Here is a 17,022-nt window from a genome sequence, read left to right on the forward strand (position 1 = left end):
GGCAGGGGCCGGAGCCCTGCCCGCCCACTCATCAGCCCAGCCGGGACCCGAGCTTAGGAATGGCCGTGGCCGCCATAGAAGACGTCACCGAAAGCAGACTGCTGCTGGCCGAGTACGACCGCATCAAGGAGGAGCAAAAAACCCGGATAGGATTCCGTGACAACCTGCTCTACTTCACGCTCGCCGCGTCCACCGCGGTCCTGGCGATCACCGCCCAGAGCAGGCAGGCTCAACTGCTGCTCGCCGTCCCCGTGATCTGCCTGGTCCTGGGCTGGACCTACCTGGTCAACGACGAGAAGATCTCGGCGGTCGGCTGCTACATCCGCGACCAGCTGGGACCGCGGCTGGCCGAGCTCAGCGGCGCCCACGGCGCAGTGTTCGGCTGGGAGATCTACCACCGCGACGATGCGAGCCGCACCACGCGCAAGCGACTACAGACCGCTGTGGATCTGTTCACGTACTTGGCGTTGCCGATGATCTGCGTAACGGCATTCTGGTTCTCTCCCGCCGTCCGGCCTTTACTCGTGATCGTCTCCCTCGCACAGACACTTGCCCTGGCCGTACTGGGCTGGCAGTTCCTGCGCTATACGGAGCGGTAGTGCTGCTCTGCGGCCCCGCTGCACGTTCAATTCGCCGTCCCGACTGGCACGGCCGAGTAACCGCCTCCGCGGCGCCGGCCTGCCCGCCGTGTAGCTCGGACCGTGCACCGGCTGCCGCCGGCTGAGGCGGCGCAACTACGTACGCGAAAGGCCACACCGCGAACGGTGGGCCCTTCGGCATCGTGCCCGGTGAGGCAATTGGGGACTGGAAGCGCGCCCTTGCCGCCGCCGGGGTGATCCCTCCCCGCGCGCGGCGCGCGCTACTTCCAGGCGGCCCGGGAAGACGGCATGCACGCCCTCCGGCACGCCTACGCCTCCGTGCTCCTGGACGCGGGGGAGGGTATCAAGGCGCTCTCCGAGTACCTCGGCCACTCGGACCCCGGCTTCACGCTGCGGACGTACACGCACTTGCTGCCGTCCAGCGAGGCCCGCACCCGCAAGGCGATCGACGATGCCTTCACGGAAGCGGGGACGGAGGCGCAGGCCACCGGAGACGCGCAGGGCACGTCGGTGCCCTCACCGAAACCAAGTGCCCTCAATGTGCCCTGGCCGCCTGACGGCGCCTCTCCGTCACTAGCGAGAGCGGGACCGAAAGCCCCGCCCAAACCCCACGAAACCCCAGGTCAGGGCCACACCAGGCAGTACGGCTGGTGCCCCGCCTCGTGCAGCCGGACCGAGAAGTCCTGCCACTCGTGGAGCAGCTGGTACACGTTGAACGCGTCACGCGGGCCGCCCCGGTCCGGGACCGTGGACCAGATGAAGGCGGCCGCGCCGACCGACTCCTCGCCGATGCCGCGAAGCGGGTCGACGACGGTCATGGGGAGCTTCACCACCGCGTAGTCGGGGTGCAGGACCACCAGCTCCAGCGGCGGCACCTTGTGCAGCGGCATGCCCTGGATACCCGTGAGGACCATCGCGGCTATCGTCTCGGGCTTGATCTTGGTGAACATTCCGCCCATGCCCAGCTCATCGCCGCCCAGCTCCTCCGGGCGCATCGAAATGGGCACGCGGGCAGCCGTGGCGCCGTCGGGTGCGCCGAAATACTTGTAGGTCACCCCCACTCGGCCACCCCTGCTCCCCGTGGGCTCGTCCGCCTCGTGCCGCCGGTGCCTCCCCCGCCGGGCAGGCTCGGGACCCAGGTCGTCAGTCCCCTCGCCCAGTCCGCCACCGCGATGCATATCTCCACCCGACTGCTTTTAGGACGCACAGCCCCCGCCGCGCAACCCGATCATCGTGACAGTGACCTCCCCCACGGACGTGCGGTGAAACACCTGTCCGCAAGAACGTCCCGGGCCTCTGACACCATGGATTCCGTGAGCTTTCCCTATGACGCCCCAGTTTCGCAGACGCTTTTCGACCGCGCGTCCCTCGTGACGCCCGGCGGCGTGAACTCTCCCGTCCGTGCCTTTCGAGCGGTGGGCGGTACGCCCCGGTTCATGGTGTCCGGTACCGGTCCGTACCTGACCGATGCCGATGGACGCGAGTATGTCGACCTCGTGTGTTCGTGGGGTCCGATGATCCTCGGACATGCCCACCCCGAGGTCATCGCCGCAGTTCAGGAGGCCGTCGCCCGCGGCACCTCGTTCGGTACGCCGGGAGAGGGTGAGGTTGCTCTCGCCGAGGAGATCGTGGACCGGATCGAGCCGGTCGATCAGGTACGGCTTGTTTCGAGCGGTACGGAAGCGACGATGTCCGCGATCCGGCTGGCCCGCGGGTTCACCGGTCGCGCCAAGGTGATCAAGTTCGCCGGGTGCTACCACGGGCACGTGGACGCCCTGCTGGCCGCGGCCGGATCCGGGGTGGCCACCTTCGGGCTGCCCGACACGCCGGGCGTCACGGGCGCTCAGGCGGGCGACACGATCGTGCTGCCGTACAACGATCTGGAGTCGGTCCACGCCGCCTTCCACGCGCACCCGGGCGAGATCGCGTGCGTGATCACGGAGGCGTCGCCGGGCAACATGGGCGTGGTCCCGCCGCTGCCGGGCTTCAATCAGGGCCTCAAGGACGCCTGCGCGAAGAACGGGGCGCTCTACATCTCCGACGAGGTCATGACCGGCTTCCGTACGTCGAAGGCCGGCTGGTACGGCATCGACGGCGTCACCCCGGACCTGATGACCTTCGGCAAGGTCATGGGCGGCGGCTTCCCGGCCGCGGCGTTCGGCGGCCGCGCCGACGTGATGGGCCACCTCGCCCCGGCCGGGCCGGTCTACCAGGCGGGCACCCTGTCCGGGAACCCGATCGCGACCGCCGCGGGCCTCGCCCAGCTGCGGCTCCTCGACGACGCCGCGTACGAGAAGGTCGACGCGGTCTCCGCGCGGATCCAGGGCCTCGTCACGGATGCGCTGACCAAGGAGGGCGTCGCCCACCGGCTGCAGACCGCGAGCAACATGTTCTCGGTCTTCTTCACCGACCGTGAGGTGCGCGACTACGACGACGCGAAGCAGCAGGATGCGTTCCGCTTCAACGCCTTCTTCCACTCGATGCTCTCTCAAGGCGTCTACCTCCCGCCGTCCGCGTTCGAGTCCTGGTTCGTGTCGACGGCCCACGACGACGCCGCCATCGACCGGATCGCCGCCGCACTGCCCGCGGCTGCCCGCGCCGCCGCGGAGGCCGCCGCATGACCGGCACGGAGACCAGTACGGAAACGACCGTCGTTCATCTCATCCGGCACGGCGAAGTGGACAATCCGGATGGTGTGCTCTACGGGCGCCGGGCGGGCTACCACCTCTCCGATCTCGGCCGCCGGATGGCCGACCGGGTCGCCGAGCACCTCGCGGAACGTGACATCACTCACGTCGGGGCCTCTCCGCTGGAGCGGGCGCAGGAGACGGCCGCGCCGATCGCCAAGTCGCACGGCCTGGGCCTGGACACCGACGAGCGGCTGATCGAGGCGGCGAACGTCTTCGAGGGCAAGACCTTCGGGGTCGGCGACGGCGCCCTGCGCAAGCCGGGCAACTGGAAGCACCTGATCAATCCGTTCCGGCCCTCCTGGGGTGAGCCGTACCTCGATCAGGTGGTGCGGATGATGGGTGCGCTGGACGCAGCGCGTGACGCGGCCCGCGGCCACGAGGCGGTCCTGGTCAGCCATCAGCTGCCGATCTGGATCGTGCGCAGCTACGTGGAGCAGCGCCGGCTCTGGCACGATCCGCGCCGCCGGCAGTGCACCCTCGCGTCGCTGACGAGTTTCACCTATCAGGGCGACAAGATCGTCTCGGTCGGATACTCGGAACCGGCCCGCGATCTTGTTCCGGCGCATCTTCTCGCCGGTGCCAAACCGGTCAAAGGTAAGTCAAAAGCCTTTGGCGCATAGCAGTCTGGCTGTGCCGCACAATCCGTGCTAACCCCTGGAGCCTTCGCATTCTGCACGCCGTCCAACCCGTTGGTCGGACGGCGGCAGCGCAACATGAACGCGATCGGGACGAGGGCGGCACGCGCAGCATCAGCCGAAGGGGTCTGCTCGGAGCGGGACTTGGCGTCGCGGCGGCGATCGGCATCGCAGGCTGCCGGTCCGGCTCGGGCAGCGGCAAGGGCAGCGGCCAGGGCAACGACCAGGGCGGTAGCAGCGGCGGTGGCGGGGGTGGCGGTAAGCCGGGCTCCGCCACGAAGCCGGACGCCTCATAGGCGACGGCTCGACCGCCGACACCGGAAAGCAGCCGCACCAGCCCACCGCGCCCGTCCCGCTCGAACCCGGCCGGACCTCGCCGCAATTCGTGATCTTCTCCTGGGACGGCGCGGGTGAGGTCGGCAACGGACTCTCCGCGACTGATTGGCGAGGATGTTGTAGTCCATCGAGGAATTCGACCAAGGGCATGGCGTCCCGCTATCCCGGCTGGCGCAAGCAGGCCACCGAGGCCTACCTCAACGGATTCACGCGCGCGTAGTCGAATCGCGCACCGTTCTTCATCGGCAACCACTTCGAGCAGTCCGCCGGCAGCCCGCACTCCGTCGTTCACGGTGTCCCTTTAGGTGCTCTTGACAAGGGGCGTTACGGGTATCAAGGGGGGTGCGCAAGATCCCCTGAACGCCCATGCGAAACTTTTCACATGAGCCTTGTCCGCGCCCCTCGACGCACCCTGCTCGCCGCCGGCGCCCTCGCGGCCGCGCTCACGCTCTCGGCGTGCAGCGGCGACTCCAACGGCAAGTCCGGCGGTGGCGGCGACACGAACTTCGTGACCAACACCGGCGGGATCTCCACCGCCGCCAAGGGCAAGCGCACGGACGCTCCCGCGCTGGCCGGCAAGGACCTCACGGGCAAGCCGCTCGATCTCGCCGACTACAAAGGCAAGATCGTCGTGCTGAACCTCTGGGGCTCATGGTGCACGCCCTGCCGTGCCGAGGCGCCTTATCTCGCCAAGGTCGCGAAGGACACCAAGGGCAAGGGCGTGGAGTTCATCGGGATCAACACCCGTGACTCGCAGACCGGCCCGGCGCTCGCCTTCGAGGAGGAATTCGGGATCGGTTATCCGAGTTTCCACGACCCCATCGGCAAGCTGATCCTGAAATTCCCCAAGGGCAGCCTCAACCCGCAGGCCATTCCGACCACGATCGTCGTCGACCGTGAAGGAAAGCTCGCGGCGCGAGCGCTCACCGCGCTCGACGACAAGCAGCTCCACTCGATGATCGACCCGCTGATGGCGGAGAAGTAGGGATGAACGAGACGGTCTTCAGTGGTGCGCTGCTGCTCGCCCTGCCCATCGCCGTACTCGGAGGCCTTGTCTCCTTCTTCTCGCCCTGCGTGCTGCCCCTGGTCCCCGGCTATCTCTCGTACGTGACCGGCATCACGGGCACGGACCTCGCCGAGGCCAAGCGGGGCCGGATGGCGGCCGGGGCCGCGCTCTTCGTCCTCGGTTTCACCGCCGTCTTCGTCTCCGGCGGGGCGCTCTTCGGCTACTTCGGCTGGACCCTCCAGGAGCACCGGGAGACCCTCACCACGGTCCTCGGCGTGCTGATGGTCCTCATGGGGATCTTCTTCATGGGGCTGATGCCCTTCCTCACCCAGCGCGAGTTCCGCTTCCACAAGCGGCCGGCGACGGGTCTGGTCGGGGCGCCGCTCCTGGGCGCGCTCTTCGGCATCGGCTGGACCCCGTGCATCGGCCCGACCCTCGCATCCGTCCAGGCCCTTGCCGCCGAACAGGCCAGCGCGGGCCGCGGGGCGCTGCTGACCGCCGCGTACTGTCTCGGGCTCGGCCTGCCGTTCGTCCTCGCCGCCGTCGCGTTCCGCAAGGCGCTCGGTGCGTTCGGCTGGGTCAAGCGGCACTATGCCTGGGTGATGCGGATCGGCGGCGGCATGATGATCGCGACCGGTCTGCTGCTGCTCACAGGTGCATGGGACAGCATCGTGCAGGAGATGCAGGGCTGGTCCGAAGGCTTCCAGGTGGGGATCTGATCCATGAGCAAGACCGAGTCGACGCCCGAGACCGGGACGACGCCGGAGACCGGGACGACACCGGAGACCGCCGACCAGGAGGTCGGCGAAGCCGGGGCGCAGCTCTCCACCGCCCCGCAGGAGCGAGCCGTCCCCGGCTCCTTCGGCGGCACGCGCGCGCCGGGCGCCGTCGGCGCGATCACCTGGACCGGCCGCGAGGTCATCGGGTGGACGCGCTGGTTCTGGCGGCAGCTGACCTCGATGCGGGTCGCGCTGATCCTCCTCTTCATGCTCTCCCTCGGCGCGATCCCCGGCTCCCTCATCCCGCAGAACAGCGCGGACGAGACGAAGGTGAGCACCTGGAAGGCGAACAACGAGTTCTGGACGCCGGTCTTCGAGAAGCTCCAGCTCTTCGACGTCTACAGCTCGGTGTGGTTCTCCGCGATCTACATCCTGCTGTTCGTCTCGCTCATCGGCTGCATCGTCCCGCGCACCTGGCAGTTCATCGGCCAGCTCCGGGGCCGCCCGCCGGGCGCCCCCAAGCGGCTCACGCGACTGCCCGTCCACACGACCTGGCGCACCGAGGCGGACCCGGAGGCGGTCCGTGAGGCCGCGCTCTCGATGCTGAAGAAGCGCCGGTTCCGTGCCCACCTCGCCGGGGACGCGGTCGCCGCCGAGAAGGGCTACCTGCGCGAGGTCGGCAATCTGCTCTTCCACGTCGCACTGATCGTGATGCTGGTGGCGTTCGCCGTCGGGCAGCTGTTCAAGTCCGAGGGCGGCAAGCTGATCGTCGAGGGCGGCGGCTTCTCCAACACCCTCACCCAGTACGACGACTTCAAGTCCGGGTCGATGTTCAGCGTCGACGAGCTCGCACCGTTCAGCTTCACCCTGGACAGCTTCACGGGAACGTACGAGAGCAAGGGGCCGCAGCGGGGCACCCCGCGCACCTTCGAAGCGGCCGTGACCTACTCCGAGGGCGCAGACGGCAAGGACCGGAAGCGCATCATCCGGGTCAACGAACCCCTGGAGATCGACGGCTCCAAGGTCTACCTGCTCTCCCACGGCTACGCGCCCGTCGTCACCGTCCGGGACGGCAGGGGCAAGGTCGTCCACCGGGAGGCCGTGCCGCTCCTGCCCATCGACAACAACGTCACCTCCACCGGCGTCGTCAAGGTGATGGACGGCTACCGGGACAAGAACGGCAAGAAGGAACAGCTGGGCTTCCCGGCGTTCTTCGTCCCGACGTACGCCGGCAAGGGCCACGGCCAGATGTTCTCGCAGTTCCCGGGGCTGGTGTTCCCGGCCCTGAACCTGGGTGCGTACCACGGCGATCTGCGCGTGAACGCGGGCCTTCCGCAGAACGTGTACCAGCTGAACACCAGCAAGATGACGGCGTTCAAGGACGCCAACGGCGACGTGTTCAAGCAGACGCTGCTGCCGGGCGAGACGATGAAGCTGCCGAACGGCGCCGGCTCGATCACCTTCGAGAAGGAGATCAAGGAGTGGGCGAGCTTCCAGATCTCCCAGCAGCCCGGCAGCGGTCTCGCCCTCGCGGGCGCGATCGCCGCGATCGCGGGCCTCGTCGGCTCGCTGTTCATCCAGCGGCGGCGGGTCTGGGTCCGGGCCGTGCGGGGGGAGGACGGCGTGACCGTCGTCGAGATGGCGGGGCTGGGGCGGAGCGAGTCCGCGAAGCTCCCCGAGGAGCTGGCGGATCTGGCCGTCACGCTCAACGAGCGGGCACCGACCGCGCCCGATGCCGATCCTGATCCTGCCGATCCTGATCCTGTCGATCCTGATCCTGTCGAAGCTGATCCAGCCGAAGCTGTTCCTTCCGAAGGGGCTGAGAAGTGAATCTCGCCGCCGCCACCAACGAGAGCCTCGCCGAGTTCAGCAATGGGCTGATCTACTCGTCGATGGCCGTCTACACCCTGGCGTTCCTGGCACACATCGCCGAGTGGGTCTTCGGCAGCCGCAGCAAGGTCGGCCGTACCGCCGCCGCGCTCACCGCCCCCGCGGCGGCAGCCGCGGTGACGGTCAACGTCGCCCGGAAGGGCGGGGGAACGACCGTTCTGGAGCGCCCCAAGGTCGTCACCCGCACGGCGGCCGGGCAGCGCGACGTCCCCGACGGCCCCGGCGCGGCGGGCGGCACGGTCAAGGGCGACCTGTACGGGCGGATCGCGGTCTCGCTGACGGTCCTCGCCTTCCTCGTCGAGGCGGCCGGCGTCGTCGCCCGCGCCGTGTCCGTGCAGCGGGCCCCCTGGGGCAACATGTACGAGTTCTCCACCACCTTCTCCACGGTGGTGGTCGGCGCGTACCTCGGCTTCCTCCTCGCGAGGAGGAACGTCCGCTGGATCGGACTGCCGCTGGTCACCACGGTCCTGCTCGACCTGGGCATCGCCGTCACCTGGCTCTACACCGAGAGCGACCAGCTGGTCCCGGCGCTGCACTCCTACTGGCTGTGGATCCACGTCTCCACCGCGATCTTCTGCGGTGCGGTCTTCTACCTGGGCGCGGTCGGCACGCTGCTCTACCTCTTCCGCGATTCGTACGAGAACAAGCTGGCGAACGGCGGCAACCCCGGCTCCTTCGCCCGCTCGGTGCTGGAGCGGCTGCCCGCCGCGGCTTCCCTCGACAAGTTCGCGTACCGCGTCAACGCCGCGGTCTTCCCGCTCTGGACGTTCACGATCATCGCCGGTGCGATCTGGGCCGGCGACGCGTGGGGACGCTACTGGGGCTGGGACGCCAAGGAGGTCTGGTCCTTCATCACCTGGGTCGCGTACGCCGCGTATCTGCACGCCCGCGCGACCGCCGGCTGGAAGGGCCGCAAGGCGGCGTACATCGCGCTGGTCGCCTTCGCCTGCTTCCTCTTCAACTACTACGGCGTCAACCTCTTCGTGAACAGCCTCCACGGCTACGCCGGGGTCGAATGATCTCGCAATGATCCCGCGATGGTCCCGCGAGGACGGCTGCGCGCCCGTGAGCAGCTGATCTTCGACCGGGTGGGTGAGAGCCGGTAGCGGGCCCGGCCCGCACGGGTGACGCTGGTGCCATGACGGAACCGATCCCTCACGGCACCAGCGAGACCCGCGGCGGCGACGACGGCGACATCCATGTCCTGCACTTCCTGCTGCATCTGCCGCACCCCGTGGTGAACGTCTGGGTCGCCGTGGCCACCCCGGAGGGCCTGCCGCAGTGGCTGGCGGCGGCCGATCTGCTGGAACCGCGCCTCGGCGGCGGGGTGACGCTCCGCTGGCTCAACGCGGACGCGGCCGCAGACGCCGGGAGAACCGAGGGAACCGGGGCAACCGGGGGAACCAAGGCAAAGGGGACGGTCGTCTCCGGGCGGGTCACCGCCTGGGACATGGAGGCCGTCGCCGAGTACACCGTCGAGCTGCACGGCAGGATCCGCTTCCACATGGAGCCGGCGCCCGCAGACTCGCTCGCGACCGTCCTGCGCTTCACCAACGAGTTCACCGGGACCGACGAGCAGCGCCTCGACAACCTGGCGGGCTGGCACCAGCACTTCGAGTATCTGGACGCCGCCCTCGACGGACGCCCCATGGACTGGTCCGCCTGGACCCCGGACCGATTCCGGCAGCTCCGTGAGGAGTACGCCGGCCGGGACGTCAGCCGGCCGTGATCGCGTCCAGCTGGGCCCGCAGATACGTGTGCGAGTCGATGCCGCGCACGTCGGTGCCCGGATCGCACTCGTAGAAGTACACCAGCGACATCAGCTCCTCCGCCGGTACGTCGGCGGGCGGCGGCAGCACCCGATGGCGCCCCGAGCACCAGCGGCCCCCCGTCCAGCGGGCCATCAGATCCCCGATGTTGACCGTCAGCGCGTCCGGCGCGTACGGGGCGTCCTCCCAGCCGCCCTCGTCCGTGAAGACCTGGAGGCCGCCCCTGCCGGTCTGCCGGTCGAGGACGGTGACCGTGCCGAAGTCGGTGTGCGGGCCGATCCGGAACTGGCCGGGCTGCGGCTCGCCGACGGTGTCCCGCCCCGGATACCAGTTGATGTTGAAGCCCCAGGTCGGATGTCCGGTGTGCCGGGTGAAGAAGTCCTCCGGCTCGCCCAGAGCCGCCCCGAGCAGCTCCAGGAGCAGGTCCGACAGCGTCCGCATCTGCCCCAGATACGTCTCCACCGCCGGCCTGAGCCCGGGGGCCTCGCCCGGCCAGGTGTTCGGCAGGAACCACTCGGCGTCGACCGCCGGGTCGCCCGTGGGCTCGTCCGCCGCGAACGACAGCGACTCCTTCAGATCGGGCGGCGTCTGCGTACCCTCCGCATAGCCGTTGGCCTCCGCCCCGGGACCCAGCCAGCCCCGCGCGCCCACCTTCACCGCGTACGGCTCCTTGGCGGACTGCGGAAGGCGGAAGAAGCCCCGGGCCAGCTCACGGATCTCCGTCCGCAGTCCCTGGTCCACCCCATGGCCGGTGACGAGCAGAAAACCTGCGGTGCGCAGGGCGGCGTCGACGGTGGCGGCGATGCGGGACCGGGCGTCCCGGTCTCCCGAGAGCCAGGGCACCAGGTCGATCACAGGGATACGGTCACTCGTCATCGCCGATGTCCTCGTTCCACAGCGCCGGGTGCTTGCCGATGAATTCGCGCATCAGTGCCGTGCATTCCGGATCGTCCAGGACCACGACCTCGACCCCGTGTGCCGCGAGCCAGCCGTGGGCCCCGTGGAACGTGTCGGCCTCGCCGACGACGACCCGGGAGATGCCGAACTGCCGGACGAGCCCGGAGCAGTACCAGCAGGGGGAGAGGGTGGTGACCATCGTCGTACCGCGGTACGAGCGCCGACGCCCCGCCGCCCGGAAAGCGGCCGTCTCCGCGTGCAGCGACGGGTCGCCGTCCTGGACGCGGCGGTTGTGGCCGCGGCCGAGGAGGGTGCCGTCCGGGCCGTACAGCGCGGCGCCGATCGGGATGCCGCCCTCCGCGAGGCCCGCGCGGGCCTCGGCGAGAGCGGGGGCCAGCCACCGGCGTGCCTGCTCCTCGTCCATGAACCCGACCCTCCCGTCGTCAGGCCTTGCCCTGGTCCTCGTCCCGATTGTGGCCCTTATCGTGGCCCTTCTCGTCGTCGAGGGACTTCAGGAAATCAGGGTTGTCGTCAGGCGCCACCCAACCGCCGCGGCGCGACGGCCGCTGGGCCGTCCGGTCCTTGCCGGCCAGCAGCCAGGAGATGGAGCCGACGAGGGGGAAGAGCAGAACGAGGATCGCCCAGATCGGCTTGGGGATGTACCGGATCTCCTTCTCGTCGGTGGAGATGCAGTCGATGAACGCGTAGATGCTGAGTGCCAGTGGCACCAAGAACATCAGCACCCGAAGCATGGCGGCCCCCTGAACGCGGGTTCGGGACCGCTGGGACGGCCCCCGTGACAGGTCAAGCGTAGCGAGTGGCCGATACTGGACGGCATGGCTTACGACGATCTTCGCTCGCTGCTCCGGGCGCTGGAGCGCGAGGGCGACCTCAAGCGCATCAAGGCCGAAGTCGACCCGTATCTGGAGGTCGGGGAGATCGTCGACCGGGTCCAGAAATCCGGCGGCCCGGCGCTCCTCTTCGAGAACGTGCGCGGCTCGTCGATGCCGCTCGCGATGAATGTGTACGGGACGGACCGCCGGCTCCTCAAGGCGCTGGGCCTGAAGTCGTACGACGAGATCAGCGGGAAGATCGGCGGGCTGCTGAAGCCGGAGCTGCCGCACGGGTTCGTCGGGGTGCGCGAGGCGTTCGGGAAGCTCGGCGCCATGACGCACGTACCGCCGAAGAAGGTGAAGGACGCCCCGGTGCAGGAGGTCGTCCTGCGCGGCGAGGACGTCGATCTGGACCGGCTGCCCGCGCTGTTCACCTGGCCGCAGGACGGCGGCTCGTTCTTCAACCTGGGGCTGACGCACACCAAGGACCCGGAGACGGGGATCCGCAACCTCGGGCTCTACCGCCTCCAGCGCCACGACAAGCGCACCATCGGTATGCACTGGCAGATCCACAAGGACAGCCGCAACCACTACCAGGTGGCGGCGCGGCGCGGCGAGAAGCTGCCGGTGGCGATCGCCTTCGGCTGCCCGCCGGCCGTGACGTACGCGTCGACGGCGCCGTTGCCCGGTGACATCGACGAGTATCTGTTCGCCGGCTTCGTGCAGGGCAAGCGGATCGAGATGGTCGACTGCAAGACCGTGCCGCTGCAGGTGCCGGCGCAGGCGGAGGTCGTGCTGGAGGGCTGGCTGGAGCCGGGGAAGATGCTTCCCGAGGGCCCGTTCGGCGACCACACCGGCTTCTACACGCCGCAGGAGGACTTCCCGGCGCTGACGATCGACTGCGTGACGATGCGGAAGCGGCCGCTGCTCCAGTCGATCGTGGTGGGCCGGCCGCCGACGGAGGACGGCCCGCTGGGCCGGGCGACGGAACGCTTCTTCCTGCCCCTGCTGAAGATCATCGTGCCGGACATCGTGGACTACCACCTGCCCGAGTCGGGCGGCTTCCACAACTGCGCGATCGTCTCGATCGACAAGAAGTACCCGAAGCACGCCCAGAAGGTCATGCACGCCATCTGGGGCGCGCACATGATGTCGCTGACCAAGCTGATCGTGGTCGTGGACTCCGACTGCGACGTACACGATCTGCACGAGGTGTCGTGGCGGGCGCTCGGCAACACGGACTACGCCCGTGACCTGACCGTGGTCGAGGGCCCGGTGGACCATCTGGACCACTCCTCCTACCAGCAGTTCTGGGGCGGCAAGGCGGGCATCGACGCGACGAAGAAGTGGCCCGAGGAGGGTTACACCCGCGACGGGGGCTGGCCGGACATGGTCGAGTCGGACCCCGACACGGCGGCGCTGGTCGACCGGCGCTGGAAGGAGTACGGCCTGTGAGCGCGTCCGCGGCCGCGGTACCGGGTCCGGGCCGCACCAAGGCGTTCCTCCGGCTGGTGATGATCGAGCACTCGGTCTTCGCGCTGCCGTTCGCGTACATCGCCTCCCTCACCGCGATGTTCCAGCTGGACCGGAACATCCACTGGAGCAAGCTGCTGCTCGTCACCGTCGCCATGGTGGGGCTGCGGACGTTCGCGATGGCCTGCAACCGGATCATCGACCGGGAGATCGACGCCCGTAATCCGCGCACGGCGGGGCGGGAGCTGGTCACGGGTGCGGTGTCGGTGCGGTCCGCGTGGACCGGGGCGGGCGTCGCGGTGGTGATCTTCCTGGGGGCCGCGGCGATGCTCAACCCGCTGTGCCTCGCGCTGGCGCCCGTCGCGGTCGTGCCGATGGTCGTCTATCCGTACGGGAAGCGGTTCACGAACTTCCCGCACGCGATCCTGGGGCTGGCCCAGGCGATGGGTCCGGTCGGCGCGTGGATCGCGATCACCGGGGCCTGGTCGTGGGACGCGGTGATCCTCGGTCTCGCCGTCGGCATCTGGATCGGCGGCTTCGACCTGATCTTCGCCTGCCAGGACGTCGAGGCCGACCGTGCGCACGGCGTGCTGTCGGTCCCCGCCCGGTTCGGTGTCCCGGCCGCGCTGTGGGGCGCGCGGGCGTGCCATGCCGTGACGATGGGCCTCTTCGTCTGGTACGCCCTCGCGACCGGTGCCGGCTCCTTCTTCTGGCTGGGCCTCGCGGTCGTCGCCGCGGCGTTCCTCTACGAGCACACGATCGTGCGCCCGCACGATCTGTCCCGGCTGAACAGGGCCTTCTTCACGGTGAACGGGTTCATCGGGATCGCCCTGTTCGGGTGCGCGCTGCTGGATCTGCTGGTGCGGGGTCTCACGGTGTGAGGCGGGCGCGCTCTCGCGGGCGGCGGAAGACGAACGCCGCCGCCACGCCGCCCAGCAGTCCGAAGAGGTGGCCCTGCCAGCTGACGCCCGAGTCGGTCGGGAGCACGCCCCACAGGATCGAGCCGTAGAGCGCGGCGACGACCAGCCCGACCACCACGTCCAGCGCGCTGCGGTCCACGAAGCCGCGGGCCAGCACATAGCCGAAGAGACCGAAGACGACGCCGGAGGCGCCCAGCGTGACGGAGTCTGCGGGGGAGGTCAGCCAGACCCCCAGTCCCGAGGCCACGACGATGGTGAGGACGACCCCCGCGAAGCGGCGTATGCCGGACAGCGCGGCCAGGAAGCCCAGCACGAGCAACGGGAGGCTGTTGGCGGCGACATGGCCGAAGCCGTAGTGAAGGAAGGCCGCGGGGATGATGTCCGGCAACTCGGCGATGTCGCGCGGAGTGATGCCGTACGGATCGAGGGCATGGCCGGACGCGACGTCTATCGCCTCCAGCGCCCACAGCAGCGCGACCCAGCCCAGCATCAGCTTGCCGGCCGTCCTCGCCCGGTCGGTCCGGCTCCACTCGAGTGCGTCGCTCGACATCGTGGCCCCCTGCGGTCCTGCGTCTCCCCCCGGAAACGTCCGGGGCACCTTACTCAGTTCCGCCGTCCGGCGGCCGGATAGGCTCAATGCCATGACTGACGCCAACCGCACCCCGTGGGTCGTCGGGGTCTCCGGGGCGTCCGGGACCCCCTATGCCGCCGCCGTGCTGCGCGGGCTGCTCGACGCGGGTGAGAGCGTCGACCTGGTGGTGTCGCGGGCGTCGCGGCTCACCCTGCTGGACGAGACCGGGATCGCGTTCCGGGACGCGCACTGGCAGGACGATCTGCGGGAGTGGCTGGGGCGCGGCGCCGACGGCAAGCCCGGCACCTTTCAGGTGGATGTGGCGGACGTACGGCACTGGGCGGCCGGGGACCTGGCGGCAGGGCCGTCCTCGGGGTCGTACCCCGTCAAGGGGATGCTGATCGTGCCGGCGTCCACCGCGTGCGTCGCGGGCGTGGCACTCGGGCTGTCCAAGGACCTGCTCCAGCGGGCGGCGAGCGTGACGCTGAAGGAGCGGCGCAAGCTGGTGGTCGCGGTGCGGGAGACGCCGCTGAACGGGCAGACTCTCAAACAGCTCGTGGCGCTGGACGAGGCGGGCGCCGTGGTGCTGCCGGCCTCTCCGGCGTTCTACGCGGGAGCGACGCACATCCAGGATCTGGTGGACTTCGTCGCCGGACGGGTGCTGGACGCAGCGGGGGTGCCGCACGGGCTGTACCGCCGTTGGGAGGGTGAGCTGGGCGGCTCCAGGGCCGAACAGGGGGACCGGGCAGCGGGACCGGGTGGTCCGGGCTGACGTTCTGATCGTTTGAGGTACACACGGGCACGCAGGGTGTCTCCTGCGCGCCTTTGATTTCACACGTAAAATTGCGGTAGCGATGAATAATGGAAGGCTCAGGCATATGGACGCCGTGGATAGGCAGCTCATCCAGGCCCTGCGCGAGAACGGCAGGGCTTCGTACGCCGAGCTCGGCCGGCTCGTAGGACTCTCCGGTCCCTCCGTCACCGACCGCATCAACCGCCTGGAGGCGGCGGGCGTCATCACCGGCTACCGGGCCACCGTGGACGCCGCCTCGCTGGGGCTCGGCGTCACCGCGCTGATCGGCATCTCGCTCTCCGACGCGGCCGACCACGAGGACGTGGCGCGCCGGCTGCGCGACCTCGCCGAGATCGAGGACTGCTGGTTCATCGCCGGCGACGACTCGTACATGCTCAAGGTGCGGGCGAGCGACGTCGACGGTCTCGAGAAGACGATCCGGCGGCTGTCGGGGACGAAGGGCGTTTCGCGGACGCGTACCACGATCGTGCTCTCCACGAAGTGGGAGAACCGGGTCGGGGACCTGCCCGAAGAGGTGTGACGCGAAGCGTCCTTGGGGGTCCCCCGGTGCGTGAAGTACGGGGGAGTACGGTTGGTGAAGCTCGATTCGTAGACATGTGGGAGGCGGCCTGATGACTGCATCTATCAAGGATGTGGGTCTCAAGCGCGAGCTGGAGGAGAAGGTCCGGGCCGGCGAGCGGCTGACCCGCGAGGACGGCATCGCGCTCTACGAGTCGGACGATCTGGCCTGGCTCGGCGGTCTCGCCCATGAGGTGCGTACGCGTAAGAACGGCGACGTCGTCCACTTCAACGTCAACCGTCACCTCAACATGACCAACGTGTGCACGGCGTCGTGCGCGTACTGCTCGTTCCAGCGCAAGCCGGGCGAGAAGGACGCGTACACGATGCGCATCGAGGAGGCCGTCCGCCTCGCCAAGGCGATGGAGAACGAGAACCTCACCGAGCTGCACATCGTCAACGGGCTCCACCCGAACCTTCCTTGGCGCTACTACCCGCGGTCGCTGAGCGAGCTGAAGAAGGCCCTGCCGAACGTCTCGCTGAAGGCCTTCACCGCCACCGAGATCCACCACTTCGAGACGATCTCGGGGCTGTCGGCGTCGGAGATCCTCGACGAGCTGATCGAGGCCGGTCTGGAGTCGCTGACCGGCGGCGGCGCGGAGATCTTCGACTGGGAGGTCCGCCAGCACATCGTGGACCACCGCACCCACTGGGAGGACTGGTCGCGCATCCACCGCCTCGCGCACGAGAAGGGCCTCAAGACCCCGTGCACGATGCTGTACGGGCACATCGAGGAGCCCCGGCACCGGGTGGACCATGTGCTGCGGCTGCGTGAACTCCAGGACGAGACCGGCGGCTTCCAGGTCTTCATCCCGCTGCGCTACCAGCACGACTTCGTGGACATGCAGGACGGCAAGGTCCGCAACCGCCTTCAGGCACGGACGACGATGGCGACGGGCGCGGAGGCGCTGAAGACCTTCGCGGTGTCGCGGCTGCTGTTCGACAACATCCAGCACGTCAAGGTCTTCTGGGTGATGCACGGCGTGCAGACCGCGCAACTGGCGCTGCAGCACGGAGCGGACGACATGGACGGCTCGGTCGTCGAGTACAAGATCACCCACGACGCGGACAACTACGGCACGCCGAACAAGCTGACGCGTGACGATCTGCTGGACCTGATCCGCGACGCCGGCTTCCGTCCGGTGGAGCGGAACACGCGGTACGAGGTCATCCGGGAGTACCCGGGGCCGGACGGCGATCGCCGGGAGTCGCCGCAGCCGATGCGGGTCTGAGTTCTTCGGGTCTGAGTTCTTCCTGTCTGATTCCTCGGGTCTGATTCCTCAGGTCTCATTCGGTCCGGGGGCCGTGCCCC

Annotated in this window: 18 protein-coding genes and 2 pseudogenes; 15 read left to right on the forward strand and 5 right to left on the reverse strand. The window is 69.1% G+C overall.

All coding sequences use genetic code 11. From position 1 onward, the window contains the following. The first annotated feature begins 59 nt into the window (after positions 1-59). Positions 60-599 (forward strand): hypothetical protein, encoded by a 540-nt coding sequence (locus ACWGI8_RS21605; protein WP_453663117.1) that lies wholly within the window; start codon positions 60-62, stop codon positions 597-599. A gap of 197 nt (positions 600-796) precedes the next feature. Continuing rightward, a pseudogene (locus tag ACWGI8_RS21610) lies at positions 797-1,156 on the forward strand (tyrosine-type recombinase/integrase); the annotation flags it as partial. Positions 1,157-1,222: 66 nt separating this feature from the next. Here the strand turns inward: ACWGI8_RS21610 and ACWGI8_RS21615 are convergent. Continuing rightward, positions 1,223-1,777, reverse strand: a complete 555-nt coding sequence (locus tag ACWGI8_RS21615) for a hypothetical protein (RefSeq protein ID WP_453663086.1) — start codon at positions 1,775-1,777, stop codon at positions 1,223-1,225. A 126-nt stretch (positions 1,778-1,903) separates the two neighbouring features. Between ACWGI8_RS21615 and hemL the strand changes: the two genes are divergently transcribed. The 8 genes and pseudogenes from hemL to ACWGI8_RS21655 all read left to right on the forward strand — a co-directional run bounded on the left by hemL (position 1,904) and on the right by ACWGI8_RS21655 (position 9,604). After that, positions 1,904-3,220 carry a glutamate-1-semialdehyde 2,1-aminomutase gene (gene hemL / locus ACWGI8_RS21620; protein WP_453663088.1) on the forward strand — a complete coding sequence of 439 codons (1,317 nt, stop codon included), beginning with the start codon at positions 1,904-1,906 and terminating at the stop codon, positions 3,218-3,220. Continuing rightward, positions 3,217-3,909, forward strand: coding sequence for a histidine phosphatase family protein (locus ACWGI8_RS21625; RefSeq protein ID WP_453663090.1), 693 nt, complete (start codon positions 3,217-3,219; stop codon positions 3,907-3,909). Before hemL ends, ACWGI8_RS21625 begins: the two co-directional genes overlap by 4 nt. 128 nt (positions 3,910-4,037) lie before the next feature. Beyond that, positions 4,038-4,354, forward strand: a pseudogene (locus tag ACWGI8_RS21630) (hypothetical protein); the annotation flags it as partial. Between the two features lie 288 nt (positions 4,355-4,642). Further along, positions 4,643-5,245, forward strand: coding sequence for a TlpA family protein disulfide reductase (locus ACWGI8_RS21635; RefSeq protein WP_453663092.1), 603 nt, complete (start codon positions 4,643-4,645; stop codon positions 5,243-5,245). Positions 5,246-5,247: 2 nt separating this feature from the next. Further along, entirely contained in the window at positions 5,248-5,985 is a 738-nt protein-coding gene (locus ACWGI8_RS21640) for a cytochrome c biogenesis CcdA family protein (protein ID WP_453663094.1), read from the forward strand. A 3-nt stretch (positions 5,986-5,988) separates the two neighbouring features. Then, a complete protein-coding gene (gene resB / locus ACWGI8_RS21645; protein ID WP_453663096.1) occupies positions 5,989-7,815 on the forward strand; it encodes a cytochrome c biogenesis protein ResB in 1,827 nt (608 codons plus the stop codon). Then, positions 7,812-8,894 carry a c-type cytochrome biogenesis protein CcsB gene (gene ccsB, locus ACWGI8_RS21650; protein ID WP_453663098.1) on the forward strand — a complete coding sequence of 361 codons (1,083 nt, stop codon included), beginning with the start codon at positions 7,812-7,814 and terminating at the stop codon, positions 8,892-8,894. Before resB ends, ccsB begins: the two co-directional genes overlap by 4 nt. A gap of 119 nt (positions 8,895-9,013) precedes the next feature. Next, positions 9,014-9,604: a hypothetical protein gene (locus tag ACWGI8_RS21655; RefSeq protein ID WP_453663100.1), complete on the forward strand. Its 591-nt coding sequence runs from the start codon at positions 9,014-9,016 to the stop codon at positions 9,602-9,604. Here ACWGI8_RS21655 and ACWGI8_RS21660 read toward each other — a convergent pair. Genes ACWGI8_RS21660 through ACWGI8_RS21670 form a run of 3 tightly spaced genes read right to left on the reverse strand, consistent with a single transcriptional unit; the run spans position 9,591 to position 11,293 of the window. Then, positions 9,591-10,520, reverse strand: coding sequence for an isopenicillin N synthase family dioxygenase (locus ACWGI8_RS21660; RefSeq protein ID WP_453663102.1), 930 nt, complete (start codon positions 10,518-10,520; stop codon positions 9,591-9,593). The genes ACWGI8_RS21655 and ACWGI8_RS21660 overlap by 14 nt on opposite strands. Next, positions 10,510-10,965, reverse strand: a complete 456-nt coding sequence (locus ACWGI8_RS21665; RefSeq protein WP_453663104.1) for a nucleoside deaminase — start codon at positions 10,963-10,965, stop codon at positions 10,510-10,512. Before ACWGI8_RS21665 ends, ACWGI8_RS21660 begins: the two co-directional genes overlap by 11 nt. Positions 10,966-10,984: 19 nt before the next feature. Continuing rightward, positions 10,985-11,293, reverse strand: coding sequence for a PLD nuclease N-terminal domain-containing protein (locus ACWGI8_RS21670; RefSeq protein ID WP_453663106.1), 309 nt, complete (start codon positions 11,291-11,293; stop codon positions 10,985-10,987). 84 nt (positions 11,294-11,377) lie between these two features. Between ACWGI8_RS21670 and ACWGI8_RS21675 the strand changes: the two genes are divergently transcribed. Together ACWGI8_RS21675 and mqnP are read left to right on the forward strand one after the other, a co-directional pair. Continuing rightward, complete coding sequence (locus ACWGI8_RS21675; RefSeq protein WP_453663108.1) at positions 11,378-12,829, forward strand: menaquinone biosynthesis decarboxylase; 1,452 nt, start codon at positions 11,378-11,380, stop codon at positions 12,827-12,829. After that, on the forward strand, positions 12,826-13,728 hold the full coding sequence (gene mqnP / locus ACWGI8_RS21680) for a menaquinone biosynthesis prenyltransferase MqnP (RefSeq protein WP_453663109.1): 903 nt from the start codon (positions 12,826-12,828) through the stop codon (positions 13,726-13,728). Before ACWGI8_RS21675 ends, mqnP begins: the two co-directional genes overlap by 4 nt. Here the strand turns inward: mqnP and ACWGI8_RS21685 are convergent. Next, positions 13,718-14,317, reverse strand: a complete 600-nt coding sequence (locus ACWGI8_RS21685) for a rhomboid family intramembrane serine protease (RefSeq protein ID WP_453663111.1) — start codon at positions 14,315-14,317, stop codon at positions 13,718-13,720. The genes mqnP and ACWGI8_RS21685 overlap by 11 nt on opposite strands. 91 nt (positions 14,318-14,408) lie before the next feature. On the opposite strand from ACWGI8_RS21685, the gene ACWGI8_RS21690 reads away from it, so the two are divergent. From ACWGI8_RS21690 to mqnE, 3 genes are all read left to right on the forward strand, one after another. Then, positions 14,409-15,110, forward strand: a complete 702-nt coding sequence (locus tag ACWGI8_RS21690; RefSeq protein WP_453663113.1) for a UbiX family flavin prenyltransferase — start codon at positions 14,409-14,411, stop codon at positions 15,108-15,110. A 106-nt stretch (positions 15,111-15,216) separates the two neighbouring features. Next, a complete protein-coding gene (locus tag ACWGI8_RS21695) occupies positions 15,217-15,672 on the forward strand; it encodes an Lrp/AsnC family transcriptional regulator (RefSeq protein WP_453663114.1) in 456 nt (151 codons plus the stop codon). Between the two features lie 91 nt (positions 15,673-15,763). Further along, complete coding sequence (mqnE, locus tag ACWGI8_RS21700; protein ID WP_453663116.1) at positions 15,764-16,942, forward strand: aminofutalosine synthase MqnE; 1,179 nt, start codon at positions 15,764-15,766, stop codon at positions 16,940-16,942. Positions 16,943-17,022: the final 80 nt, after the last annotated feature.

The organism is Streptomyces sp. NPDC054841, from assembly GCF_053611045.1.

Excerpts from the sequence above, each read along its gene's own strand:
- ACWGI8_RS21605 (WP_453663117.1), top strand. The coding sequence starts at position 60 with ATGGCCGTGGCCGCCATAGAAGACGTCACCGAAAGCAGACTGCTGCTG.
- ACWGI8_RS21615 (WP_453663086.1), bottom strand. The coding sequence starts at position 1,777 with ATGCATCGCGGTGGCGGACTGGGCGAGGGGACTGACGACCTGGGTCCC.
- hemL (WP_453663088.1), top strand. The coding sequence starts at position 1,904 with ATGGATTCCGTGAGCTTTCCCTATGACGCCCCAGTTTCGCAGACGCTT.
- ACWGI8_RS21625 (WP_453663090.1), top strand. The coding sequence starts at position 3,217 with ATGACCGGCACGGAGACCAGTACGGAAACGACCGTCGTTCATCTCATC.
- ACWGI8_RS21635 (WP_453663092.1), top strand. The coding sequence starts at position 4,643 with ATGAGCCTTGTCCGCGCCCCTCGACGCACCCTGCTCGCCGCCGGCGCC.
- ACWGI8_RS21640 (WP_453663094.1), top strand. The coding sequence starts at position 5,248 with ATGAACGAGACGGTCTTCAGTGGTGCGCTGCTGCTCGCCCTGCCCATC.
- resB (WP_453663096.1), top strand. The coding sequence starts at position 5,989 with ATGAGCAAGACCGAGTCGACGCCCGAGACCGGGACGACGCCGGAGACC.
- ACWGI8_RS21655 (WP_453663100.1), top strand. The coding sequence starts at position 9,014 with ATGACGGAACCGATCCCTCACGGCACCAGCGAGACCCGCGGCGGCGAC.
- ACWGI8_RS21660 (WP_453663102.1), bottom strand. The coding sequence starts at position 10,520 with ATGACGAGTGACCGTATCCCTGTGATCGACCTGGTGCCCTGGCTCTCG.
- ACWGI8_RS21665 (WP_453663104.1), bottom strand. The coding sequence starts at position 10,965 with ATGGACGAGGAGCAGGCACGCCGGTGGCTGGCCCCCGCTCTCGCCGAG.
- ACWGI8_RS21670 (WP_453663106.1), bottom strand. The coding sequence starts at position 11,293 with ATGCTTCGGGTGCTGATGTTCTTGGTGCCACTGGCACTCAGCATCTAC.
- ACWGI8_RS21675 (WP_453663108.1), top strand. The coding sequence starts at position 11,378 with ATGGCTTACGACGATCTTCGCTCGCTGCTCCGGGCGCTGGAGCGCGAG.
- ACWGI8_RS21685 (WP_453663111.1), bottom strand. The coding sequence starts at position 14,317 with ATGTCGAGCGACGCACTCGAGTGGAGCCGGACCGACCGGGCGAGGACG.
- ACWGI8_RS21690 (WP_453663113.1), top strand. The coding sequence starts at position 14,409 with ATGACTGACGCCAACCGCACCCCGTGGGTCGTCGGGGTCTCCGGGGCG.
- ACWGI8_RS21695 (WP_453663114.1), top strand. The coding sequence starts at position 15,217 with ATGGACGCCGTGGATAGGCAGCTCATCCAGGCCCTGCGCGAGAACGGC.
- mqnE (WP_453663116.1), top strand. The coding sequence starts at position 15,764 with ATGACTGCATCTATCAAGGATGTGGGTCTCAAGCGCGAGCTGGAGGAG.